This window comes from Enterococcus casseliflavus (assembly GCF_029215545.1).
In the GTDB taxonomy this organism is placed as follows: domain Bacteria; phylum Bacillota; class Bacilli; order Lactobacillales; family Enterococcaceae; genus Enterococcus_D; species Enterococcus_D casseliflavus.
In genome coordinates, this window is sequence record NZ_CP119393.1 from 3,403,923 (window position 1) to 3,428,548 (window position 24,626).

19 protein-coding genes are annotated in these 24,626 nt (G+C 42.6%); 5 read left to right on the forward strand and 14 right to left on the reverse strand.

Annotation, left to right across the window (positions count from 1 at the left end):
• Positions 1-39: 39 nt before the first annotated feature.
• The 9 genes from P0G38_RS16035 to P0G38_RS16075 all read right to left on the reverse strand — a co-directional run bounded on the left by P0G38_RS16035 (position 40) and on the right by P0G38_RS16075 (position 9,497).
• Positions 40-993, reverse strand: a complete 954-nt coding sequence (locus P0G38_RS16035) for an ABC transporter permease (RefSeq protein WP_005232556.1) — start codon at positions 991-993, stop codon at positions 40-42.
• A complete protein-coding gene (locus tag P0G38_RS16040) occupies positions 993-2,144 on the reverse strand; it encodes an ABC transporter permease (RefSeq protein WP_005226844.1) in 1,152 nt (383 codons plus the stop codon). The genes P0G38_RS16035 and P0G38_RS16040 overlap by 1 nt, the downstream gene beginning before the upstream one ends.
• Positions 2,137-3,678: an ABC transporter ATP-binding protein gene (locus tag P0G38_RS16045; RefSeq protein WP_369907731.1), complete on the reverse strand. Its 1,542-nt coding sequence runs from the start codon at positions 3,676-3,678 to the stop codon at positions 2,137-2,139. Before P0G38_RS16045 ends, P0G38_RS16040 begins: the two co-directional genes overlap by 8 nt.
• Positions 3,679-3,884: 206 nt before the next feature.
• Positions 3,885-5,003, reverse strand: a complete 1,119-nt coding sequence (locus tag P0G38_RS16050; protein ID WP_121260285.1) for a BMP family lipoprotein — start codon at positions 5,001-5,003, stop codon at positions 3,885-3,887.
• 63 nt (positions 5,004-5,066) lie between these two features.
• Positions 5,067-5,465 carry a cytidine deaminase gene (locus P0G38_RS16055; RefSeq protein WP_008376409.1) on the reverse strand — a complete coding sequence of 133 codons (399 nt, stop codon included), beginning with the start codon at positions 5,463-5,465 and terminating at the stop codon, positions 5,067-5,069.
• Between the two features lie 54 nt (positions 5,466-5,519).
• The gene (deoC, locus tag P0G38_RS16060) at positions 5,520-6,182 is read right to left on the reverse strand and encodes a deoxyribose-phosphate aldolase (protein ID WP_008376411.1); all 663 of its coding nucleotides are present in this window, start codon (positions 6,180-6,182) and stop codon (positions 5,520-5,522) included.
• A 13-nt stretch (positions 6,183-6,195) separates the two neighbouring features.
• Positions 6,196-7,497: a pyrimidine-nucleoside phosphorylase gene (locus P0G38_RS16065; protein WP_121260287.1), complete on the reverse strand. Its 1,302-nt coding sequence runs from the start codon at positions 7,495-7,497 to the stop codon at positions 6,196-6,198.
• Positions 7,498-7,620: 123 nt separating this feature from the next.
• The gene (locus P0G38_RS16070; protein WP_005226832.1) at positions 7,621-8,640 is read right to left on the reverse strand and encodes a LacI family DNA-binding transcriptional regulator; all 1,020 of its coding nucleotides are present in this window, start codon (positions 8,638-8,640) and stop codon (positions 7,621-7,623) included.
• Between the two features lie 251 nt (positions 8,641-8,891).
• Positions 8,892-9,497, reverse strand: a complete 606-nt coding sequence (locus tag P0G38_RS16075) for a class I SAM-dependent methyltransferase (RefSeq protein WP_060791602.1) — start codon at positions 9,495-9,497, stop codon at positions 8,892-8,894.
• A gap of 336 nt (positions 9,498-9,833) precedes the next feature.
• Between P0G38_RS16075 and coaA the strand changes: the two genes are divergently transcribed.
• From coaA to P0G38_RS16095, 4 genes are all read left to right on the forward strand, one after another.
• Positions 9,834-10,757, forward strand: coding sequence for a type I pantothenate kinase (gene coaA / locus P0G38_RS16080; protein ID WP_005226828.1), 924 nt, complete (start codon positions 9,834-9,836; stop codon positions 10,755-10,757).
• An 80-nt stretch (positions 10,758-10,837) separates the two neighbouring features.
• Positions 10,838-12,403, forward strand: coding sequence for a glutamine-hydrolyzing GMP synthase (gene guaA / locus P0G38_RS16085; RefSeq protein WP_016611511.1), 1,566 nt, complete (start codon positions 10,838-10,840; stop codon positions 12,401-12,403).
• 1,103 nt (positions 12,404-13,506) lie between these two features.
• A complete protein-coding gene (locus P0G38_RS16090; protein ID WP_275853167.1) occupies positions 13,507-14,358 on the forward strand; it encodes an Rgg/GadR/MutR family transcriptional regulator in 852 nt (283 codons plus the stop codon).
• A 134-nt stretch (positions 14,359-14,492) separates the two neighbouring features.
• A complete protein-coding gene (locus tag P0G38_RS16095) occupies positions 14,493-15,800 on the forward strand; it encodes a TerB N-terminal domain-containing protein (RefSeq protein ID WP_275853170.1) in 1,308 nt (435 codons plus the stop codon).
• Positions 15,801-16,011: 211 nt separating this feature from the next.
• Here the strand turns inward: P0G38_RS16095 and P0G38_RS16100 are convergent, their stop codons facing one another.
• The 4 genes from P0G38_RS16100 to P0G38_RS16115 form a co-directional block, all read right to left on the reverse strand.
• Positions 16,012-19,029, reverse strand: coding sequence for a hyaluronate lyase HylB (locus tag P0G38_RS16100; protein ID WP_275853173.1), 3,018 nt, complete (start codon positions 19,027-19,029; stop codon positions 16,012-16,014).
• Between the two features lie 204 nt (positions 19,030-19,233).
• Positions 19,234-20,043, reverse strand: a complete 810-nt coding sequence (locus tag P0G38_RS16105; protein WP_005226799.1) for a PTS system mannose/fructose/sorbose family transporter subunit IID — start codon at positions 20,041-20,043, stop codon at positions 19,234-19,236.
• On the reverse strand, positions 20,027-20,815 hold the full coding sequence (locus P0G38_RS16110; RefSeq protein WP_005226797.1) for a PTS mannose/fructose/sorbose/N-acetylgalactosamine transporter subunit IIC: 789 nt from the start codon (positions 20,813-20,815) through the stop codon (positions 20,027-20,029). Before P0G38_RS16110 ends, P0G38_RS16105 begins: the two co-directional genes overlap by 17 nt.
• A 140-nt stretch (positions 20,816-20,955) precedes the next feature.
• Positions 20,956-21,879: a PTS sugar transporter subunit IIAB gene (locus P0G38_RS16115; protein ID WP_476728974.1), complete on the reverse strand. Its 924-nt coding sequence runs from the start codon at positions 21,877-21,879 to the stop codon at positions 20,956-20,958.
• Between the two features lie 229 nt (positions 21,880-22,108).
• Between P0G38_RS16115 and P0G38_RS16120 the strand changes: the two genes are divergently transcribed.
• A complete protein-coding gene (locus tag P0G38_RS16120) occupies positions 22,109-22,816 on the forward strand; it encodes a GntR family transcriptional regulator (protein ID WP_060791605.1) in 708 nt (235 codons plus the stop codon).
• A 24-nt stretch (positions 22,817-22,840) separates the two neighbouring features.
• On the opposite strand, the gene P0G38_RS16125 is transcribed toward P0G38_RS16120, so the two are convergent.
• On the reverse strand, positions 22,841-24,616 hold the full coding sequence (locus P0G38_RS16125; RefSeq protein ID WP_275853183.1) for a glycoside hydrolase family 35 protein: 1,776 nt from the start codon (positions 24,614-24,616) through the stop codon (positions 22,841-22,843).
• Positions 24,617-24,626: the final 10 nt, after the last annotated feature.

Genomic DNA, 24,626 nt, shown 5'->3' on the forward strand with positions numbered 1-24,626 from the left:
ATTCATGTCCCATAGCCCCACCCTTTCATACTGAAAAAATTATTTAGATTTAATGTAGTTCTTCCCGTTAGCTTTCGGACCAGCAGCTTTTCCAAGGAAAAGAACGAGCACGATGATCGTCAAGGCATAAGGTGCAGCTTGTAAGTAAACCGCTGGAATGGAAGAGATGATTGGCAGCTGGCCACCTACGATACTGATGTTTTGCGCGAAACCGAAGAAAATCGCTGCTCCCATCGCACCAAGTGGATTCCATTTACCAAAGATCATCGCAGCCATCGAGATAAACCCTTGACCGGCGATCGTTGTCACGGCAAAGCGACCCGCGATCGATTGAGCAAACAAGGCACCGCCCATCCCACCAAGGAATCCAGAGATCAAGACGCCTGAGTAGCGCATCACGTAAACATTGATCCCTAAGGTATCAGCTGCTTGAGGATGCTCACCGACAGAACGAAGACGCAACCCAAAGCGTGTTTTGAAAATCACGAACCACGCGATCACTGAGATCAAAATAGCGAAGTACGCCGGTAAGAATGTTTGATTAAAGAAAATCGGGCCAATGATAGGAATATCTTTAAGAATCGGGAAATTGAAATACCCCAATGTCCGTTGGATGTTATCGGTTTGCCCTTTGTTGTAGATCGCTTTGACTAAGAACACAGCCAAAGCTGGTGCCATCAAGTTCATCACCGTACCACTGATGATGTGGTCGGCACGGAAGTTGATGGTTGCCACCGCATGCAGCAAGGAGAAAACCACACCGACAAGTCCGCCGACGAGCATCCCTAACCATGGTGTCCACGCACCAAATTGTGACGCAAATTCAATATTGAAAACAATCGAGCTAAAAGCACCCATAACCATGATTCCTTCAAGACCCACGTTAACGATCCCGCTGCGCTCTGAGAACACGCCACCTAGCGCCGTCAAAATCAGAGGAGACGCATAAATCAATGTTTGAGTGACGATCGAAGAAATTAAACTAATATCCATTAGATGGTTCCTCCTTCCTGATCTTGATCGTTTGGTTGGGCTTCAATCTCCTGTACGACCAGCGCTTCTTTTTTGCCGTCAAAGATTTTTGCCAACAAGAAACGAATCACAAAGCTGATCGCTACGAAGAAAATAATAATTGCGATATTGACATCGACTAATTCAGATGGAATACCTGCAAACTGCATGCCTTGTCCACCTAATTTCAAAATACTGAACAAGAGGGCTGAAAGCAAGATTCCGATCGATGAGCCGCTTCCTAACAAGGATACAGCCATACCGTCAAACCCGATGCTCAATGATGACCCTTGAACGAAGAAGTTTTCAAACGTCCCTAGTCCTTGAACGACTCCACCTAATCCAGCAAGCGTTCCAGAGATGATCATGGAGATAATGATCGTCCGTTTGCTGCTCATCCCCGCATATTCAGAAGCGCTTGGGTTCAAGCCCACCGCGCGGATTTCATAACCAAGAGTGGTTTTTTTCATCAAGAACCAAACCAAAACTAAGAAGATCAAGGCTAAGAAGATCCCTAAGTTCAAGCGAGAGTTGCTCGTGATGCTTGCTAGAAACGGCGTCTGCATGGAGGCATTTTCCCCCACCATTTTTGTGACCCCTTTTGTCGTGATCATGGATTCGCTCATCACATTATTGACTAAATGGTTCCCCGTATAAAGCAAGATATAGTTCATCATGATCGTCACGATGACTTCACTTGTTCCAAAGAATGCCCGTAGGAAACCAGGAATCGCAGCTGCGATCGCCCCGCATAAAGCCCCTACGATCACGGCTAATGGCAAGACCACCAACCGAGGCGCATCTGGCATCGCTAGTGCGACCCAGATACTGGCAACCCAACCTGCTAACGCTTGACCAGAAAGACCGATATTGAAGAATCCGGCTGAGTTTGCAACGGCAAACCCCAGAGCGGTAAAGATCAATGGTCCTGCTGTAACAAAAATCTCACCAATGTTGCGGGCATTTAACCCACCTGTTTGTCCGTTGATAAAAACGGTCCGAAACATTTGTGTATACCCTGTGATCGGGCTATAGCCGAAGGCCGCCATGATGATCCCGCCAAGGACGAATCCCAACAAGACAGCGATGATCGGCACTAATATATTGCGGATCTTTTCTTTGCGGTTATTCAACCGAACCACCTACTTCCTCCATTTGCAGCTCTCGTCTTGCTTCCTCCAAGGAGTACCCTGCCATCAACAAGCCAAGCTCTTTCTCTGATGTTTCTTTCGGATCAACGACCCCAACGATCTCACCAGCATGAATAACAGCAATGCGGTCTGATACATTCAAAATTTCATCTAATTCAAAGCTGACTAACAACACCGCTTTGAATTTATCCCGCTGTTCAATCAAGCGTTTGTGGATAAATTCGATCGCTCCAACATCCAACCCACGGGTCGGATTAGCAACGATCAATAGATCAGGATCGCGGCTGATTTCTCGTGCGATGATCGCTTTTTGTTGATTCCCGCCGGACAATGCCCGTGCTGGTACGATCTCGTTGACTGTTCGTACGTCAAATTCTTGAATCAAGTCACGAGCAAACTCGTTGATCTCTCCGTAATCCAAGACACCTGCATTACTCAAAGGTTTTTTGTAGTAGGTTTGCAAGGCGATGTTTTCTGATAACATCATATCCAAGACAAGCCCGTATTTATGGCGGTCTTCTGGCACATGACCAACGCCAGCTTCGGTGACTTTCCGAGGCTTGAAGTTGGTGATGTCATCACCATTCAGCAAGACCTTGCCACTTTCGACTTTCCGTAAACCAGTGATGGCTTGTAACAGCTCTGATTGCCCATTGCCATCGATCCCAGCAATCCCCAATACTTCACCTGCACGTACTTCTAAGCTTAAGTTTTTGACTGCTTCTAAGCCACGGTTTTCTTTTACGACTAAGTTTTCAACAGAAAGCACGACTTCTTTTGGTGACGCCTCTTTCTTCGGTGTCTTGAAGGACACAGAACGACCAACCATCATATCGGCCAACTGTTGGGAGCTGACGTCTTTGACATTGACAGTGCCGATCCCTTGCCCCCGACGGATAACTGTACAGCGGTCTGCCACCGCTTTGATCTCATCCAGTTTGTGGGTGATCAATATAATCGATTTCCCTTCACGCACCAATCCGCGCATGATTTCGATCAGCTCTTCGATTTCTTGCGGTGTCAAAACTGCCGTTGGTTCATCAAAAATCAGTACATCTGCACCGCGGTAAAGAGTCTTCAAGATCTCTACCCGTTGTTCCATCCCGACAGAGATGTCACGCACATAGGCATCTGGATCAACCGATAAACCATATTGTTCAGAAACTTTTTTGATTTCTTTGCGGGCTTTCTTGCGATCTAACACACCGAGATGATGTGGTTCGCTTCCCAAAATGATATTTTCTGTTACAGTAAAGGCGTCTACCAGCATGAAATGCTGATGCACCATACCGATCCCCAATTTGTTTGCTGCGGTCGGACTCGTGATATTCACTTTTTCACCATTCATCCAGATTTCACCAGATGTTGGTTCCAATAATCCTGACAGCATATTCATCAAGGTCGACTTGCCCGCTCCATTTTCACCAAGCAATGCGTGGATTTCTCCTGGCCTTACTTGCAAGTTGACATCGTCATTGGCTTTGAACGTTCCAAACTCTTTGGTGATATGACGCATTTCTACAACATATTTTTCCTCAGCCAAATTACTCACATCCTTACTTTCTAATTCGCTTATACAAACCATTCGTCATGTCAAAAAAATAATTGCTATTGCTTAGGATGATTACTATCCTCATGAAAACCCGTAGCTTTCATCAACATAGTAATCCAATGACGATCATCTTGCCCTAAACTAGGGCAAGATAACCGAAAAGAACAACTTTATTTTTCAGGTGTTTCTGGTACTTCTACTTTGCCGTCGATCACGTCTTGTTTCGCTGTTTCGATCGCTGCTTTGGCATCATCTGAAAGGAACCCTTCAGTAATGTCTACACCGCCATCTTTCAAGCCGTAAACAATGTGTTCGCCGCCAGGGAAGTTGTCTTCTAACGCACGAGTTGAGATATCTTGTACCGCTGCGCCAACACCTTTCAATGTTGAAGCCAATGTGAAGTTATCTTCTTTGCCGTCAGCAGTTGTGAATTTTCCTTCGTCTTGTTGATCGCTATCCACACCGATGACCCAAACTTTTTTGTCTTCTAGGTCTGCTTCGTTCAATTGTTCGTTGATTGCTTTTGCTTCTTGGAAGACACCTGCACCAGTACCGCCAGATGCGTGGAAAATTACGTCAGCGCCGCCTTGATACATTGAAGCTGCCAATGCTTTTCCTTTGGCAGGATCACCAAATGATGCTGCATATTGAGAATCAATTGTAATTTCTTTGCCTAGTTTTTCAGCTGCGTCTTGAACACCCTTTGTGAAACCAGCTTCGAAACGGTCGATAACGACGCCTTCTTCACCACCGATGAAGCCGACCTTGTTTGTTTTGGTTGTATAAGCTGCAGCATAACCAGCTAAGTAAGCTGCTTCATTATCTTTAAATGTTGCTGAAACAACGTTGTCTTTGCCTTCGATCACATCATCGATGATCCCGAATTGTGTATCAGGGTTTTGGTCAGCTGCTGCTTCGATTGAATCTTTCAATAAGTAACCCACACCGAAAATCGTTTTGAAACCATTTTGAACGGCACCATTTACGTTTGTTGTGTATTCTGATGCTTCATTTGATTGCACGTAGTCATAACCACCAGCACCGCGAGCGATTCCGTGTTCTTTCCCCCATGCTTCTAAGCCTTCCCATGCGGATTGGTTGAATGAACGGTCATCCACCCCGCCGATATCGGTAACGATTGCGACACTATGCGCTGCATCAGTCGTACCGTCTGCAGAACCGCCGCCAGTTGAATCAGTTGAACCTGAATTTCCTCCGCCACAAGCACCAAGTAAAGTCAACCCAGCTACTGCAACAATACCTAAACTAAATAATTTTGCTTTTTTCATTGCTGTAAAGCCCCCTAAAAATATAGTTTTTTTCAACAGCCGCATCGACTGAATGAACATGGTTTATAAATCTTTGTTCGTGAAGTAATAAGGCAATAGGCCTTCTACCGTGGTTTCTTTGATGACACCATCATCGCCGACTAAGGTCACCGGCATATCTGGCGCACAAAATTCCACCATGACCTGGCGGCAAGCACCGCAAGGAGAGATCGGTTCTGGCGTATGACCTGCCACAACCAAATGTTGAAACTCTTTTTCGCCTTCAGAAACGGCTTTGAAAAAAGCGGTTCGTTCTGCGCAATTTGTTAAGCCATATGAGGCATTTTCAATGTTGATCCCTTGATATATCGTACCATTTTTGGCAACGAGACAAGCACCGACCGGAAACTTAGAGTACGGCACATACGCTTTATCTAAGGCGGAAACGGCGGTGTCGATCCACTCTTTTTTCGCTGTTGTCATTGTCTTCCCCGCTCTTGTTTTTATTTTTTGCTACTTTACTTAATAATGCTAAGCTTAGTAGCCAGCACCTGTTGAGCCAGTCACGATAGCAACACTTGCGCTTGTTCCTAAGCGATTTGCGCCCGCTTCGACCATAGCTGCAGCTTCTGCTTCATTGTGGATACCACCGGAAGCTTTGACACCCATTTCTGGTCCTACTGTTTCACGCATCAAGCGAACATCTTCAATGACTGCCCCACCAGTTGAAAAGCCAGTTGAGGTTTTCACGAAATCTGCACCGGCTGCTTTGGCTAATTCACAGGCTTTGACGATTTCTTCGTTGTCTAGTAACGCTGTTTCAATGATTACTTTGACAAGCGCTTTGTCTTTGGCCGCTTCAACGACTGCTTCGATGTCTGCTTGAACTTTTTTGTATTGTTTTGATTTCAAGGCACCTACGTTAATTACCATATCGACTTCATCTGCGCCATTTTTGATCGCATCTGTTGTTTCATAAGCTTTGACTTCAGATGTGTTTGCCCCTAAAGGAAACCCGATCACGGTACAAACAGCCGTTGGTTCGCCTTGTAATTTTTCTGCTGCTAATGAAACCCACGTTGGATTGATGCAGACAGAATAGAAGTGATAGGTTTTTGCCTCTTCGATGATTCGTAAAACATCTTCCTCCGTTGCGTCTGCTTTCAAAATCGTGTGGTCGATCATGCGATTCAATTCCATTTTTATTCGCTCCTTATTCTGTAATAATGTCATGGATCAATGGCGGTTCTGCGCCATCTTCCCCAATTTCAATATTTTGGTCGATCAATGCTTTGACATCCTCGATTGCTTCGGTATTGCTATAGATCGTCAATAGCGATTCTCCTTCAGTTACGGATTCGCCAACTTTCTTATGCAATTTGATGCCCACGGCATGGTCGATGTCTTCGTCTTTGGTCTTACGACCTGCCCCTAACATCATCGCCGCGATCCCTAGCTCATTGGCAACTAATTTCGTCACCACGCCGCTAGTTTTCGCTGGGACTTCCACTTCATATTTCGCTGTCAAAATCTTGCTCGGGTCATCGATCACTGTAGCGTCTCCGCCTTGGTCTGTGATCATCTGTCTGAATTTTTCTAACGCTTTGCCTGAATGCAGGGCTTCTTCCAACAGTTGGCGTGCTTCTTCCAATGAATCAGCTTTTTTCGCTAAAACGACCATTTGGCTGCCCAGTGCATAGCACATTTCTTCCAAGTCTTTCGGTCCTTTTCCTTGCAGCGTCTCAATGGCTTCCACCACTTCCAAACTGTTGCCGATCGCTTCCCCTAAAGGCTGTGACATATCAGAAATGACTGCCATCGTTTGGCGATTTGCCAATTTTCCTATGCGGACCATCGTTTGGGCTAAGCGTTTGGCATCCTCCAAGTTTTTCATAAAGGCGCCATCGCCTGTGGTTACATCTAACACGATCGCATCGGCACCTGCCGCGATTTTTTTACTCATGATCGAGCTGGCGATCAATGGGATCGAACTAACCGTTGCCGTCACATCTCGTAAGGCATACAGTTTTTTGTCCGCAGGAGCTAAATCTCCTGATTGACCGATCACGGCCACTTTGCTTTCATTGACTAATCGGATAAAGTCGGCTTCAGAAAGCTCGATTTTAAATCCAGGGATCGCTTCAAGCTTGTCTAACGTCCCACCAGTATAGCCTAAGCCGCGCCCAGACATTTTCGCAACTGGTACGCCAACACTAGCCACTAAGGGCGCTAAGATCAATGTGGTCGTATCACCAACACCACCAGTCGAATGCTTATCGACTTTGATTCCTTCAATTGAGGATAGGTCGATCACTTCACCAGAATTTGCCATTGCTAGCGTTAAGTTCGTGATCTCTTCATCTGTCATATCTACATAAAAAATAGCCATCAACAAGGCACTCATTTGATAATCTGGAATACTTCCTTCAGTATACGCAGTTACAATGTAGTCAATTTCTTCCTTCGTCAATGACTTGCCGTCACGTTTCTTTTCAATTAAATCCACCATTCGCATCGAAATGACCCTCGCTTCCTTTAACATTATACAATAATTTTTCGTAGGGTAAACCACTTTAGTAAAACAGTTTACTAAATATCGCAAAACTATGAAAACACTTACAAGAAGAAATATACCGCATTATTTCTCGCTTGTCAATGTCTTCACGCTCTCACGAATAATTAATTTTGTATCAAAAATCTTATTTGGAATTCGCCGTGTCGGAAACTCAATGGCGTCCACTAAAAACTTCGCTGCGGTAAACCCGATCTCAAAAGTCGGCTGCATGACCGTGGTAAGCGGTGGTGTGATGTATTCCGATAATTTCAAGGCATCAAAGCCGATCACCGAGTAGTCTTCTGGTACTTTTTTGCCTGCCTCATAAATCGCTTGATAACAGCCGATCGCCATGGCATCGTTGCCACAGAAGAACGCTGTGATCTCTTTATACTTCAATAATTCCTTCGTTGCTTCGTACCCGCCGGTAACCGTTAATTCAGCATTCTCTACATATCGGCCTTTAAAAGGGATCTGATGATCCTTTAAGGCATGGCGATAGCCATTGAACCGTTCCTCTAATTGATAGTAGCCGGTGATTTCTTTGAGCATCGCAATGTTGCGGTGACCATTTTTGATCAAATAGCTAACAGCTTGGTAGGCACCTTCGTATTCTTTCACGATCAAACGACCATTGTCCCGCTGATTGATCCCACGATCGACTAAAATAATTGGTCGGTCATCAAAGAACCCGCTCTTCAAGGAATAATCCTCTGGCAGCAAATGCGGCGTCGCCAATAAGATGCCATCTACCGAACGATGAGACAGTTCATTCAAATATTGAACCTCTTTTTCTTGGCTGTGGCGCGAATTGCATAACACTAACATGTAACCTAGTGGATTGAAATAACTTTCCGCCCCTTCAATGACTTTAGAGAAAAAGAAATCCGTCACATCAGGCACGATCATTCCGATCGTTTTTGAATGGCGGTTGATAAGATTCGAAGCAAAAAAATCCGGCTTATAGTGATATTTATTTACGATATCTAAGACCCGCTTTCGGGTTTCTTCACTAAAACGGCTGCCTTTATTGTTTAGGATCTGCGACACGGTCGTGACAGAGACGCCAGCCATTTCAGCAATCTGTTTAATCGTCAATTTCATCTGCTTCTCTCCTCTCTTGCCTAAAGTGTAGCAAATTTTTCTCAAAAAAAATAGCACACTTTCAACAAGTGTGCGACTTTCTTTTTCGTTGATCAAAAATGGCCCGATGACACAGACAGCTCTTTTAGCGGAGCTGCGATTGCCCCAAAGGCTGATGACAAAAGGCTTTTTTGAGAAACCAACTGGTCCAGTTGCCGCTAACCAGTGCTTGTCTTGGCGATGCCTTTGATCTGTTGAGAATCAAAGAGCAGCTACGCTTCTTTTACGCTTTGAATGATGTAATAGCCTTTGTCTTTTTTGATGATTTCGGCATTGCCAAAGGTCTCTTGCATTTTCTTTTGAGCACTCGGCGCCCCTTGTTTCTTTTGGATCACGATCGTTAAAGTCCCACCTGCTTTAAGCAAAGGAAACGCCCCCGTCAAAATCTCATGAACGACTTCTTTTCCTGCCCGAATCGGTGGATTGCTAAGGATCGCCGCATAAGCAGTTTGATTTAATTGGGCATAGATATTGGATTGATGGATATCTACCTGTTCAATGCCGTTACGCTGGGCATTGCCTTTTGCCAAATCCACTGCCCGTTGATTGATATCGATCATCTCGACAGGTCGTTGACTCGCATGAGCTAACGCTAAGCCAACAGGACCATAGCCGCACCCAACGTCTAGCAGACTTCCTTCTGGCAGCTCCCCCCACTCAAACGCATCGATCAGCACCCGCGAGCCATAGTCCACCGTGTCTCGGGAAAACACCCCGCTATCTGTCACAAAATGAAACTTCTTTCCTCTTAATTCAAACGACCACTGCTCAAAATCATGGGCCGTATCAGGATTTTCTGTATAGTAATGATTACTCATGGTTATGCTCCTTTCTTCTATTTCCTCTTCGCTTGTTTTTTCTACTGGTTTCTACTAGTTTTTCCTTGTTTTTTCTATTCGAACAAGTGAACATAGTGAAATCACCAGTAAAAAAGCCCTGCAAGAATTGCCTGCTGCTTCTTTCTAATCATACCGAAAAACAGCCAGAAGTAAACGCCCAGCAAAAAAAACAAAGAAAAAACAGTTTTTTGTTGTTTCTGCAAAGGAATTCATGTCTTTTTTCCAAGTTCCGCAAGTTTCTATGGTAAAATACTTTCGAACAGTGGCCTATCGCTTCTAATAGAAACCGATGATGCCGCAAAAAAGGAGCCTACTATGCAAGAAACCATGAATTTTTATCAAATTCCTCGTGAGCAATGGCAAGGGTTTTATACGAACGGCATGATGCCTTTCACTCAAGAAGAATTGGATAATATCAAAAGTTTGAACGACCGGATCTCGGTCCAAGATGTGGAAGATGTTTACGTGCCTTTGTGCCATCTGATCCATCTTTATATGAAAGAGTTTGAATCATTGACCCTCAGCAAGGGACTCTTTTTACACCGATACGTCAAAATGCCGCCTTTTATCATCGGCATCGCTGGAAGTGTCGCCGTCGGCAAGAGTACCACCGCACGGCTCGTCCAAAATTTATTGGCCCGTTTGTTTCCCCGCAGAACCGTCCAACTGATCACCACTGACGGCTTTTTGTATCCGAACGAAGTCTTGGAAGAACGCGGCAGCTTGAATCGCAAAGGATTTCCAGAAAGTTATGACATGGAAGCCTTGATCAACTTTTTGAATGCGGTCAAATCAGGAGAACCAGACATCCAGATCCCCGTCTACTCCCATGAAGTCTACAATATTATTCCTGATACGTATGAAACGATCAGTCAACCAGATATCTTGATCGTGGAAGGCATCAATACCCTGCAACTACCTGCCAACCAACAAATCTATATCAGTGACTTTTTTGATTTTTCAATTTTCGTGGATGCCCAACCGGCACTGATTGAAAAATGGTATTTGGAACGATTTGAATCATTACTAGACACTGCCTTTCAAGACCCTAGCAATTATTATTACCAATATGCGATCGGGGATCGCAAGGAAGCGATTAAAATGGCAAAAGAAGTATGGAAAAATGTGAATTTAAAGAATTTACACGAGTATATCTTGCCTACACGCAGCAGAGCCGATATAATTCTTCATAAAACAAAGCACCATTTGATCGATGAAGTGTTCTTGCGCAAGTATTGACCGCTTCATTTTTATAATTATGCTGTTGAAAAGGCTCAGCCTTTTTTCAATAAAAACTAAAAGAATTGAGGTAATTTATTGTGACAAACGTTGACACTTTGCCAAACGTCGAAAAAATTATCGTACTTGATTACGGTAGTCAGTACAACCAGCTGATTACACGCCGTATTCGTGAGTTCGGTGTTTTCTCAGAATTATTGAGCCACCGCATTACCGCTGAAGAAGTAAAAGCGATGAATCCAAAAGGGATCATCTTATCTGGCGGACCAAACAGCGTCTACGACGAGAACTCTTTCGGCATCGACGAGAAAATTTTTGATTTAGGCATCCCAGTTTTAGGGATCTGTTACGGCATGCAGTTGATTACTTATAAATTAGGCGGAAAAGTTGAACCTGCCAAAAACCGTGAATACGGCAAAGCAGAATTGGAAGTCACTTCTGATGCAGCGGCCCTTTTCCAAAACACGCCCGCAACCCAAACCGTGTGGATGAGCCACGGGGACTTGGTCACTCAAGCACCTGCAGGCTTTGATGTCGTGGCGACGAGCAAAGATTGCCCGATTGCTTCTATCCAAGATGCCGAGCGCAAAATGTACGGTATCCAATTCCACGCAGAAGTTCGCCATTCAGAATACGGCAACGACTTATTGCGTCACTTTGCCATTGACGTTTGTCAATGTACAGGTGATTGGACAATGGACAACTTCATTGATATGGAAATCGCAAAAATCCGCGAACAAGTGGGCGACAAAAAAGTCTTGCTTGGTCTTTCCGGCGGGGTCGATTCTTCTGTCGTTGGTGTTCTTTTACAAAAAGCGATTGGCGATCAACTGACTTGTATTTTTGTTGACCACGGCCTCTTGCGTAAAGGCGAAGCCGAGCAAGTAATGGAAAGCTTAGGTGGCAAATTCGGCTTGAACATCATCAAAGTTGATGCCAAAGAACGTTTCCTATCAAAACTTGCTGGGGTTTCTGATCCTGAAGAAAAACGCAAGATCATCGGGAATGAATTCGTGTATGTCTTCGATGATGAAGCAACCAAACTAGCTGGCGATGAAGGCGTTTCTTTCCTTGCCCAAGGAACCCTTTATACCGACGTCATCGAATCAGGAACCGAAACTGCTCAAACCATCAAATCACACCACAATGTGGGTGGGTTACCTGAAGACATGCAATTCAAATTGATCGAACCATTGAACACCTTGTTCAAAGACGAAGTCCGTGAATTAGGGACTCAACTTGGCATGCCAGACAGCATCGTATGGCGCCAACCATTCCCTGGACCAGGTCTAGGCATTCGTGTCCTTGGCGAATTAACAGAAGAAAAACTAACGATCGTCCGCGACTCGGACGCAATCTTGCGGGAAGAAATCGCAAATGCCGGCTTAGACCGCGACATTTGGCAGTACTTCACCGTCTTACCAGGCATCCGCTCCGTCGGTGTCATGGGTGATGGCCGGACCTACGATTATACCGTCGGCATCCGTGCAGTCACTTCGATCGATGGCATGACCGCTGACTTTGCCCGCATCCCATGGGAAGTCCTACAAAAAATCAGCGTCCGCATCGTCAACGAAGTCGCACACGTCAATCGGATCGTGTACGATATTACGAGCAAACCACCTGCTACTGTGGAGTGGGAATAATCTTCAAAAAGACAGAAACCCTCTGTATCAAGGGTTTCTGTCTTTTTTTATTTTGATTCTTTCCAACAGATAATCAATACACACATCAAAATAATCGGCTATTTTAATTAATGTACCAGCTGTTCATTCAATTTCCTCAGTTTCATATTGCGTGAGAAACACTTAGTAATTCCGCCTTTTGGTGCTGCGTGACGTCATTGTCTTCTCTTATGGAACGAATATTCTTATATTTCATCTTCATCACCCAAGATCAGCATAATTATCTACTCTAAAAAGTGTATTCTATTTGTATCACAGATAGCGTTAAGGTACCTCATTGGTGATATATTGCTGTAGTTCCTACCTTACCTAAAGACTACCTCTCCTTTTCACTTTACCTTGACAGTACTAAATAAAAATTACCAAACATCTAAATGTTCTTTAAATCCCTGTATCACTTATCACCCACAAACTTATCATAACAAAATGAAAAGTGAGCCGAATCAAATGATGAGTAACATTTCTTTTTCCTGCAATTTCACTTGCATTCATCCAACTTACAAAAGATAAACTAACAAAACTAGTTATTAACAGAATAGTACTAGGCAAATACACTGCAAATACTAAGCTGACACCGCAAACAAAAAAAGCGAGCCATATCGATTGATGAACTTTTTTTCGTATGAAAAAAGAAGTGTATATCATGAGCAGTCCATAAATGGTAATGATTATCTCTGTAATAACTCTCAACCCCTTTGCCTCCCTCACTAAATAATAATCCTTATTCCATTTGAAATAAAATATTCAACTAGAACAATTGTTGAAACAAAACCTAATCCCCATAAAAATATAATTATCTTTTCTTTTAATGTGTTACTTTTCCATTCCTGCCTTATGTTTCTATCAAATGGATATAATAAAAATCGAAAGAAACGAACTCTTATTCTTCTATCCTCCTGTCGTTCCTTAAACTAAATGAAACCATCATTTATCAATAGAGAAAATCACTGATAAATTAATAAGAACTCTCCTCTTATTGGTGCTATAATAATATAAAAAAAAAGCAAGAAATGATTTTTGCGATAAATCGCAAAATAAAGAAAGCGAATCGTGGTGGGTTGCCTATGAATTTTGGAAGAACTTTTCGAAAAATTAGAAAACAAAGGAAAATATCTTTGCAAGAGTTAGCTGGAGATGACCTTTCTTATTCTTTTCTGGCTACATTCGAGCGAGAAGAAAGTATGATCTCGTTTGAAACACTCTGCTTGTTGTTGAAGAGGCTGCAACTTTCTCTGGATGAGTTTTTTTGTCTTTCTTTGACAGAGAAAATAGAAACAGATTATGAAGTCTTCTCAAAAAAAGCAGCGGAATTTTTGCATACTAAGAATTCTCTAGGTTTAGAAAATCTAGCTGATCACGAACATAATAGTGCAAAAAAAGAAAATTTCTCATTTCATAAGTGCAATGAAATTATTTGTAAAACTGTACAATCCACATTTGATAACAGTATTTCTATCAGCGATAGTGATAGAAATTTTCTTATTGATTATTTGTGGCACATAGATGTTTGGACAAAATATGATTTAAGCATTTTGAACTATTCACTACTCATTATCCCTTCAAACTCACTTTCAGTTTTTATAAAAGAAATATGGAAAAGTATTCCGGACGATTTTTTAACAGATAAATTGCACTCGTATAAATTTAATTTGATAAATAGTATGATTGCTTTACTGATTGAAAAAAATGAATGTGACAAAGCAAAAAAATGGATAGACAAATTAAAAATCAAGTTACATGGGTCTCAAGACTTTTTTCAAATGGTTTATTTATATATGATAGAATTAATTCTCGAAAAAAAAACAGCATCTAACTTTGAAACAGAAGTGAAATTCAATGAGTTAAAAAATTTTCTTGTAAATATTGGGGCTGAAAACTATGCGCTCCATTTCGATTCGGAGTGGAGATCAAATTAATCAAACATATTTTCAAATCAATAAATTGATGTGGAATAACTAGATCTACTTTTTGTAATCTCATCACTTCCATTTTGAATTTCTTTTTTTACAGGACTCAATACAACAAATTTATTCAATTAAGGAGCTTAAATATGAGTTTGTTTAATTTATTTAAAGGAAACAATTCACCTGACCCTAAAAAAGATGTTCTCGCCCTACATATGCGCTCTATCCCTTCTGATGTGAAAGAACTTTTATTTATTTCAAAAGAAAGAACTGTGTGGAATAGAAAAAAATACAATGAGAACGGAATATCGTTATCCCTCCAATCAAGTACCGATTTTGAGCCTTCTGAGATCGTGACCACCTTGCCAGTTAAATCTGGGTATACAGAACCTTTGGGATATTATCCATCCTATTATGAGATGTCCCCTGAGCAAAGAGGGAAATATTTATCCTTCTTAACTGATATCTCTAAACCTATCGACATCGGCTATGTGTTTGTCTTTTACTATGGTTTGGAAAGAAATATATACTTAAATCGACATAGCGAAAAAACGTTAGAGATGATTGCTTTTCTTCAGAAACACCATAAGAATAAATCTTTTTTAAACTATTCCAATGATTCGCTAATATATGCAGCAATGAAAGCTAAAGATCCATATATATTATATAAACTTAATCTAGACGAGCTTCGTCCAGATTTATTATTCTTAGTCAAAGGTGCATTTATAGGAAGCTTTGATGCAGAAGATTTAATTAGATTTTCAAAGCCTATCGGTTTTGAAAACCTAAGATATATAAAATCGAACACTGACTTGTTCAAGGAAAAACTGAATCACCACTTAAAAATAGACTACGGAACACCATACTATGAATTAAACAAACAGCTCAAATCAGATACGAAAAAAACAATTTGCTTAACGTTAGCTAATATTTCTATCCCAGAAAGAGAGGTTAAATACCCTAACCTGCTGTTGATGTCTCAGATCCAATCCGATATTTATTTTTTACTTAAAAGCGCTCATGAAGAAACAAAAGTCGAATTAGCAAAAATGCGTAGAAATGGTTTAGTAAACAGGCAAAAAAGCCCACAAAAAAAAGAGAAGGAACAACAAGTCATCTATGTTCCCACGGATGGCTTATCCCTCAAAGAGCGTATTTTATTATCAAAAGAACCCTTATGTGATGGTTTTGAAGAAGAAATAAAAGGAATAGCATTCTATAAAGATGGGAAACTGAAAGAAGCTGAAGAGTGGCTGTTGCGATCTGTGAAGGGAAATTTTGATGCCCCGGCATTGTATGAAAGATTAGGTATTCTCTATAGAAAACAAAAACGATTTTCTGATGAAGTAGAAATCTTAAAGATCGGTATTCAAAATGTCGGCAACAACCATAAATTAACTACCCGATTATCTAAAGCCATTGAATTAAATGAAAAATCTAAGATAAAAAAGTAATCTAAACTAAAATTCTTACTTATATTGAGTCTAAGTAGTTCTTGGGAACGCCTCGTTAACGCGATTATGTTCAAACAAAAACCCTCTTTCTCACTGACAATTTTTATCCGTAAACATTAGCTTGATAAAAATGTCAACATAAAACCATAAAAACACAGCTAGGCACTGATCTCTAGCTGTGTCTATTTAATAAAGGAAAGATACGTTTAAGCTACTCCACCACAATCACTTTATTTCCACCGTCTTGCTCCGCAAAGTTCACCGTAAATAGATCCGTCGAAGCATCATAACTGATTCCATCACTTTGAGAGACGATTTTTTGGTAGTCTTTTGGCAATTTTAAGGTCATGGTCGTCGTTGTTCGAGTTGGATCAGAAAAGGCATAGATGGTTTTGCCTTCATTACTTGTTTTAATCAACGAAAGAGGTTTGTTAGTAGTAATATCGGCGACACTACCTCCATCATTCTGCCAAAAATTGATACCTAAATAGTCAGTTTGATCAAGTTTTACGGCTTGAACTTCCGAGGTATTGGCTAAAATCTCCAGCGGTTTTTCTTGGGCATAGGCAGTCAGTTCTGTTTCATTGATACCTGACAACATGACATACGCATAATGATCCTCCACGGGATTTTTGCCATGATTGATCAAGAATTTCCTATACTCTCCAGTATAAACCGCATTACTTGGAAATGCCTCATTGATTTCTGTATAGCTGCCTGTTCGTGTTTCACTTACCACGTTTACTGTCGTTTCTTCTGGAAAATAGTAACCGATATTGGCCTGGGAATGATCGGAGTCTAACAACAACCACTGCTTGCTGCTTGTTTCATTTGACTGATCAATGATTCCTTTATCAGAAAGGATTTGATAAGTATACGCATCATTTAGTAAGCGATTATCCACGACCGTCTCAATAGAAGCTGTCGTATCGCCAGTGATTCCCGCGCCTAAAGAGACAATCTGCCCATCAATGATAAACCACGATTTTTTTGCTTTAACGTTCATAGGTAAAACGTTCCCGTTATTTTTTGTACCCGTTTTGTTTAATGCCATTCCCACCGCAGCTGCACCATCATAAGCAACACCGCCTACCCACTTTTCTGGAGACGTTACCGTTGTAAAAGCTGAATTTTCATCCGCTAATTGTACGGTATCCACGGTTGTTCCTGGCAAACGATATGGATCGACAGTCGGCCAATAGCTGGAATTGAATTGAACTTGATCATCATTATAGAGGTAGAGCATCCCGTCTGCTGTATGCCACCCACGCTTGTTTTCCTTGTTGCCGGCTTCAAAGGAAGAAATACGACTGGAATATAGCCCTAACCCCACCATATAATCAGTTGTTCGTTGAACAAAGCGGTCCATTGAAGCGTATAGTTTTGTTCCCGTAAAAGGTAATGCATCCCCTGTAATCGATGGGTCTGCCAAGAGATTCATCGTCATTTGTAAATCATTGAAGTCTCTTGCATTCGTCAAATAATAATCCGGATTTTCTTTGAGCCAATATTTGGCAGCTTCACGGAATTTTTGCTGGTATTGAGTTGGTGCGAATTGAGATACGATCAACAAATTATAAACTGTTGATGAGCCATAACCGACTTTGGTTTTGGCTGGAGCTCTTGAGATCGAACGACCATTGACCAACGGCAGCATTTCTCCTTGATAGATCAACGGCAAGAATGCTTGATCAACATTTTTAACAAACGTTTGTACGAGATCAGCATCCATCTCAAAACTTGATCCTTGCGTGATAGCTAGAATTTGTCCCACACCCTTGATCAGTACATTTCCATAAGAACCAGTATAAGGGATCGTATTATGCTGAATAAAGGAGCCATCTTTATAAAAACCATCGCCTTTTGTGACTAACTGAAATACTTCTTCGATACTTGCTGAAGCTTGTGTGATTTTCCCAGCGTCCCTTTGCAAAATGCCCAAGCCTAATACAGTAAGCGCGAGATCTGTACGATTAGCACCAGAAGTCACAAAATTTGGAATAAAAGCAAGCTCAGTAAAACTGCCTTGTGTCTTCGTATACAATTGCTTGAAGGGATCTGGTACATAACTGCTGATAATGGCAGTGTATTGCTGTAATTTCTCGGACGGTAACTCAGCGCCTAAAATCATTAAAGTACTGATCAGTTTTTGCGGGACACCGATTTGCCAATCCCACCAGTTTCCATGGTACTTTTTCCCATCGTACCCTTTTCGAGTGACCATGAAATCTATCCCATCAATAATCGTCGCCGCCACTGCATCATCTTGATACAAAGAACTACCTTTCGTGCCATAGGCTAAAGCCATTTTCTGTAATTTTGTAAATTGAGTCGTTACATCCGCTGAAGCAGTATTCCCTTGTTCGAGGGGCCATAGGCTCGTTCGATCAGATGCTTTATTTATGGTTTGATACAACGCCTCAGCTTCTGAGGTGACCATCTGCACGTAATCAGCCATAGTCGGATTATTTGGATCATAGTGATCGGAAACCAGTTGATTTTGCCATTTTTCTTGCAGTTGCATAAATTCTGCTGTGTGATCTTCCACGGGCAAGCTGCCGATAGGACCGCTACGCATCGATAATACCTTCAGCTTAGATAAATTACCAAACAAACGGATACCCACATAGCCGGACCAGTTCCCATCAATTTCCGTACCATTGGGATAGTTTACTTCGTGATTCTCATAAAATAGCTGATCATTTAAAAAGGCACGAAAACTCGATCCTTCATACTGAAGCAAGAGTTTATATTTTTGTCCCGCAATCAAAGTAGGTCCAGTAATAGCTGTCAGCCATTTTCCACCGGGTTGACCAAGTTGCCACTGCCCATCACGATTATAAGCAAACGATTGCCATTGATCTGTCTTTTGTTCATCTGCGCGAAAGACCACTCCAATGTTCGCTTGGTCTTCATATAAAAAAGTAGTTTCAAAATCCCCTGAAGACCGCTTGGGAGCATCTTTATTGAGCGTTACTGATTCCAGATTGGTGCCTTGTTTCGTATTACTGATCATTAAACCAGTAGAATTTTGTGCTACTTCGGCTTTCCCGACTAAATCTTGCCAAGACCCTTTCTGTTTAGAAAAATCCGAGTGATAAATCGATTCCGCTTCCGACAATTCGGGTATTTGCTCTGCGGCATTTCCAGAAAGACGAGTGGCGCCAACTACCGAATACAGTAACAAGAAACACCCCATGATCAGCAGATATTTTTTCATTTTTTCCATCCTTTACTCCTCCTATTTCCACACGTTAAAGATAGCGCTATCATTTTGTGAAATGGGAAAAGAGTGAAGAAATTCATTTCCGCACTCTTTTCCATTGATTTCAACTATTCTTAAAAAGAAAACAGGTTGACTACCCTAACTGCTTATACGATTTACAAAACAATCACAGCAGCTGCCCATTTCCTTTTACACCATGATTCTTTCTTAACCCAAAATACCAAACGCACTCAAAACGATCGATAAGATCAAGATGATCCAAATTACTCGAGTGGAATTTAGTTTCTTTTGGCCTAACATCCAGTAGGTCAGCAAGACGAGCAAGATAGGTACAAGGGATGGCAAGATGGCATCCAACGTGTCTTGGATCACCAATTCGACGCCATCTTTTTTATAGACAAAAGGAACAGTTGCTTTGACCACAGAGGGAATCAAGGCACCAATCACTGTAACCCCTAAAACGGTTGCGGCATTGGTGAAGGCCGATAATTTGTCTTTCAAGGTTGTCACTAATTTGACCCCTTGTTTGTAACCTAGAGGTAGCAACGCTGCCCGACCGAAAAGTAACGCGATGTTGGCGATGATCCAGATGACACAGCCAACGACGGAACCGTTTTGCGCCAATGTGCCAGCAACAGAGCCAAAGATCGTTCCCCAAATCACGTGGAACAAGGAGTCACCAACACCGGCTAAGGAACCCATCAAGGCCGTTTTCAAGGCGATGATCGTTTCTTTGGCTTTGTGTCCGTCTTGTTCTTCAATCGCGACATCGATCCCCATGATCAAGTTCCCAAAGATCGCATTGGTATTGAAAAATTGATTGTGGGTCCGCAGCATATCTTGCAGCTGGGTTTCATCATGGCCATAGAATTTTTTCAAGACGGGCAGGATGCCGTAAAGGTAGCCCGAACTCATCATTCGCTCATAGTTCCAGTTTAATTGGCTTGCCAAAATATAACGCCAGCTAATGGTATTCAACTCTTTTTTTGTCAGTTTTTGATCACTCATCGCCATCATATCCTCCTTCAAAATCTCCGGCAGCTGCCGTTGCAACGGTGCCTTTTTCGCTATCACGTTTAAAGACTAACATTGCTGCTACGAGCCCAATGATGGAAACGCCGAGCATTGGTACTTGCAGATACGCAGCTAAAAAGAAGCCTAATAACAAATAAGGAATGTAGTGCTTTGTTGGCAAGTAGCGCAATAAGATCGCTACCCCGACGACTGGCAAGACGCCACCAGCGGTTTTTAGTCCGGTCATCAGCCATTCTGGCGTGTTATCGGTAATCGTCGTAACGACTGCATCTCCAGCTAAAAGCATCAATAAAATCGGAATCGCCCGTGACAATCCCCATAAGAAAGAACCCGATAAAACTAACCGTGGGATTCGTTTGACTTGCATGTTGTCGATGGCTCTATCGATCCGGTGTAGTAGAAATACGTTACAAAAACGAGCCACGACATCCAGTTGCAGCATCAGCAAGGACACTGGAACTGCTAAGCCGATGCCATATTCCGCGCCGTTTCCTGAGATCACGGCAAACGCGGTTCCCAGTACTGCGCCGGTAAAATAATCCGGGACGGATGCACCACCAAATGCGGCGATCCCCAAACGCATCAACTGTAAGGTCCCACCGACCATCAAACCGGTCTTTAAGTCCCCCATGATCATTCCAGAAATCATTCCGGCGATCGCTGGTTGGGTCAACGTATTGGAAATAAGTGAATCATTAATAGCAATAAAAGCATAAACAGTAATAAGAATGATTTGATACGCTGCTAAATGCATGAATTTTCCTCCTAATTGTATGAACGAGTCTTAACTGGCTAGTTATCGATCGTTATGTCGCCTCAGATAAATCGTGAAAAACACTCGTTTTTTGACAAATCTTCCGCTACATATTCTCCTCGATTCAATCCCTGCCTGGTTTATCCTCGTAATTTCTTCATAAAGTCGATCGATGGTTCATTGGGAACAAGCTGTGCCGTGACGGTGATGCCTTTTGCGGCGATCGCTTCAAAGATTGGTTCTTCTTCTGGCATCACTTGAATACTTTTGGTTACTTCCCGTGCACCATCTTTGTAGCTCATGTTGCCGACGTTGATCGCTTTGATCGGTCCATCTGCTTCAATATAACGCAAAACATCTTGGGGATTTTTGAAAAGCAAAAACAACCGTTGTTTTCCATAACGACCGGCACGAATATTTTTGGCTGCCGTTGCCACTGGAAGGACGGAAAGTCGCATCGAAGTTGGCGCTGCCATTCGTAAAGAAGATTTTTGTAATGGGTCTGCGGCGGCTTCATCATTGGCCACGATGATCCGGTGCGTGTTTAAACTCGTGGACCAGATACCCGCAACTTGTCCATGGATCAAGCGCTCATCGATCCGACTATTGACGATATTTTCTTGCCCAGCATACGCACTGTAATCCCCTAATTCCTCTTGCTTTTCTTCTAAAATTTCTTGTTCTGCCTGGTTCATCCCTGCTTTGACATCAACGATGTTTTCTTTGGCTAAGCAAAGCAGCTCGTTGATCGTCGCTCGTTGATTGACGACTGCCTCGATCACTACGGACAATGTCATTCCAGCGAAAATCGCCACTTCGTCATCCTCTAAATAATTCTTGACTGCAACGTTGCACGGGGTTCCTCCTAATAGATCCGCAATAATCAATGTTGAACCGTTAAGGGCTTTCATTTTCTCGTTCAATTCTTTTTCAAACTGCAGATTGTCACTATCTGGTCGTAATGAAACGGTGTGAACGTTTGCTTGTTGGCCTACGATCATCTCCAGACTGCTTTTGACCCCTTCTGCCATGCCGCCATGACTGATCAATACAATGTTTTCCACTAATTTCCCTCCTACTCCGTAGGTCGCCCTACTTAACATGTTATGTTCCTTGTAAGCATACTATACCACATGGCAAGCCATCCGTAAACCTAATATCTTAACATATTGAATTTTATTTTTTAGGCCTGTACAGACTGGAAAATAACATATTTTCTACAATAATTAAGTGGCAGGAAAGGATTTAACATGTTATGCTTGATGTATTCATATGGAATGGAGGGAAACCACTGTGTTGCCAAAGTATGAGCAGATCAAGCAAGATCTTTTACAAGAAATCAAAGACCATAAATTCATTCCCGGCGATAAGTTTTATTCAGAGGCGGATATCAAGCGAATGTATTCTGTTAGTTCGATCACGGCAGTCAAAGCATTGAATGAATTGACGAGTGCTGGCTATCTGTATCGCATCCAAGGCAAAGGGACCTTTGTTTCAAAAGCAAAAGTATCTCAAAGTGTGAAGTTTTCCGACATCGAGCTGCATTCACTGGACCAAGAAAAGGTCAAGGTCCTTGCGGTGGAAGAAGGAAATGACCCCGAGATTTTGAAAGAATTAGGGTTGGCTGCCAGTGCTTCCTACTACCGAATCAAACGAGTCCGCTATTTTGGCGATGTTCCTTTCTTGGTTCACATCACTCATCTGCCGAAGAAACTGATGAAAGAACCGATCGCCAAAAACCTCAACCGGTATGCCAGTGTTTATGAGCGGGTCCGGAAAGACTTTGCGATCGACCTTTTCTCATTGGCTTCTGTTGAAACCAATGAAATCGTCTTTCCTGATGATGCTGAATTGTTGAACTTATTGCAACTGAGCTTCCGAGAGCCTGCGGTCAAACAAGTCAAGCACTCCTATTTAGCAGATGGAAGTGTCGCTGAATACATCGTCAGCTACAAGCATTGGAAATATTTCAAAACAAAAATAGAAGTAGAGCCCGCATAAATTTGGGTCTCTACTTCTATTTTTTTATTCCACGACAGGTTGATCACAGAAAACGAGCTCCTTGATCTCCACGCCATCGGTTTCAAATACCACGACTTCGTTGCTGCCTTTTTTCAAAAATTCTTTCGGACAGTATAAGGAATGCACGGGGCCACGTTGCCAATAGCGACCAAGATTGATGCCGTTGACGATAACGACGCCTTTGCCATACCCACGGCAATCGATGAACGTATCTCCTACCTCTGTCAGCGTGAAGGTCGTTTGATAAAAGGAGGGGTGTGTCGGATTTTTTCCTGCTTGATAATCGATGGCTTGCAGCTGCTCTGCGGAAAGCGTCAATGGGTAATGACGATAGCCTTGATGAAAATGAATGTCTTGCATGATACCTCCACGGATGCCTTTGGCTTGTGTAGGCCCATTCAATTTAAACCCGTAGTTCACGCGCCCTAAGTTTTCTATTAAGACATCTAGCTCGATGGTTTCTTTATCTGGTGCCCCTTGGATCATCAACTCCTCGCCTAGCGTTTCTTGGTATTGGATCGCCTGTAATTGGCCGTCGGTAAAAATATGCAACCGATCGCTAGCTTCTACCACTTTTAATTTGTTTTCTCGATGATAGTTTTTTAACTGAACCGAATAGAGCAAATAGCCGTAGCCTGTGCTGGCAGCTTCCATTGTTAGTGGATACATGTTTTCTTGCGGTGCCATCAGCTGATCTTTGATGGCCAGTAACGAGACACTGTTTTCGATGGGAAAGGTTCCTAATGCCGCTAATTGCTTGGTCCGTGGGTTGGCTTGCCACACTTCGGGACAGGCTTCTTTTATGGCTTTTTGTACCTGATAGTATTTGTCGGTAGGTTCTCCTGCTTCTGTCAGTAAAGCATCGTAATCATAGCTGGACACTTGTGGTAGATCTAGCGCCCCCCGAGCGGAACAACCATTGGAAAAGCCAAAGTTCGTGCCTCCATGGAACATGTAAAGATTCAAGGAACCGACTGCTAACATCTCTTTGACTTCATTGGCTAAGTCTTGACCGTCTCGCTTGATGATTGGCTCGCCCCAGCGGTTGAACCAGCCATCCCAGTATTCCATGCACATGATGGGCCAATTTTTGCCATGTTTTGCCATAAACTCTTTCATCACAGCCGCATTTTCCTTGGAACGACTGCCGAAATTGCCTGTGACAAAGACGTCGTCTTCAATCAATGTTCCAGCGTCCAAGACTTCTTCCCATGCCCCATCTGAGGTAAACAAGGATACATCGATGCCGTATTCTTCCATCAACTCCTTGGTCTGGCGCAAATACGCTTTTTCCATTCCATAAGAGCCGTACTCATTTTCCACCTGCATCATGATCACTGGTCCCCCATGGGTGATCTGCAACGGCACAAGCTTTGGCAACAAGACCTGGAAATAGTTGCGCACCTTTGCCATGAAGCGTGGGTCGGTTGAGCGCAACCGCATCGGTTCATTTAACAGCCAAGCTGGCAACCCGCCAAATTCCCATTCAGCACAGATGTAGACGGAAGGTCGTAAAATGACCATCAAGCCAAGCGTTTGGGCTTGCTTTACAAAAGCACAGATGTCTTTCATTCCTTCAAAGTCGTAGACTCCTTCACGAGGTTCGTGGAGATTCCAAGGAATGTAGGTCTCAACTGTGTTGGCTCCCAGTGCTTTTAGATTGTAGAGGCTATCTGTCCATTGCGCCGGTGTCATGCGGAAATAATGGATCGCTCCGCTGATCAATTTGATTGGTTTTCCATCTAACAAAAAATCTTCTTTTATCTCAAACGTTCGCATGTCGTCTTCC

Excerpts from the sequence above, each read along its gene's own strand:
- P0G38_RS16035 (WP_005232556.1), bottom strand. The coding sequence starts at position 993 with ATGGATATTAGTTTAATTTCTTCGATCGTCACTCAAACATTGATTTAT.
- P0G38_RS16045 (WP_369907731.1), bottom strand. The coding sequence starts at position 3,678 with ATGCGTCATATCACCAAAGAGTTTGGAACGTTCAAAGCCAATGACGAT.
- P0G38_RS16050 (WP_121260285.1), bottom strand. The coding sequence starts at position 5,003 with ATGAAAAAAGCAAAATTATTTAGTTTAGGTATTGTTGCAGTAGCTGGG.
- P0G38_RS16055 (WP_008376409.1), bottom strand. The coding sequence starts at position 5,465 with ATGACAACAGCGAAAAAAGAGTGGATCGACACCGCCGTTTCCGCCTTA.
- deoC (WP_008376411.1), bottom strand. The coding sequence starts at position 6,182 with ATGGAATTGAATCGCATGATCGACCACACGATTTTGAAAGCAGACGCA.
- P0G38_RS16065 (WP_121260287.1), bottom strand. The coding sequence starts at position 7,497 with ATGCGAATGGTGGATTTAATTGAAAAGAAACGTGACGGCAAGTCATTG.
- P0G38_RS16070 (WP_005226832.1), bottom strand. The coding sequence starts at position 8,640 with ATGAAATTGACGATTAAACAGATTGCTGAAATGGCTGGCGTCTCTGTC.
- P0G38_RS16075 (WP_060791602.1), bottom strand. The coding sequence starts at position 9,497 with ATGAGTAATCATTACTATACAGAAAATCCTGATACGGCCCATGATTTT.
- coaA (WP_005226828.1), top strand. The coding sequence starts at position 9,834 with ATGCAAGAAACCATGAATTTTTATCAAATTCCTCGTGAGCAATGGCAA.
- P0G38_RS16090 (WP_275853167.1), top strand. The coding sequence starts at position 13,507 with ATGAATTTTGGAAGAACTTTTCGAAAAATTAGAAAACAAAGGAAAATA.
- P0G38_RS16095 (WP_275853170.1), top strand. The coding sequence starts at position 14,493 with ATGAGTTTGTTTAATTTATTTAAAGGAAACAATTCACCTGACCCTAAA.
- P0G38_RS16100 (WP_275853173.1), bottom strand. The coding sequence starts at position 19,029 with ATGGAAAAAATGAAAAAATATCTGCTGATCATGGGGTGTTTCTTGTTA.
- P0G38_RS16105 (WP_005226799.1), bottom strand. The coding sequence starts at position 20,043 with ATGATGGCGATGAGTGATCAAAAACTGACAAAAAAAGAGTTGAATACC.
- P0G38_RS16110 (WP_005226797.1), bottom strand. The coding sequence starts at position 20,815 with ATGCATTTAGCAGCGTATCAAATCATTCTTATTACTGTTTATGCTTTT.
- P0G38_RS16125 (WP_275853183.1), bottom strand. The coding sequence starts at position 24,616 with ATGCGAACGTTTGAGATAAAAGAAGATTTTTTGTTAGATGGAAAACCA.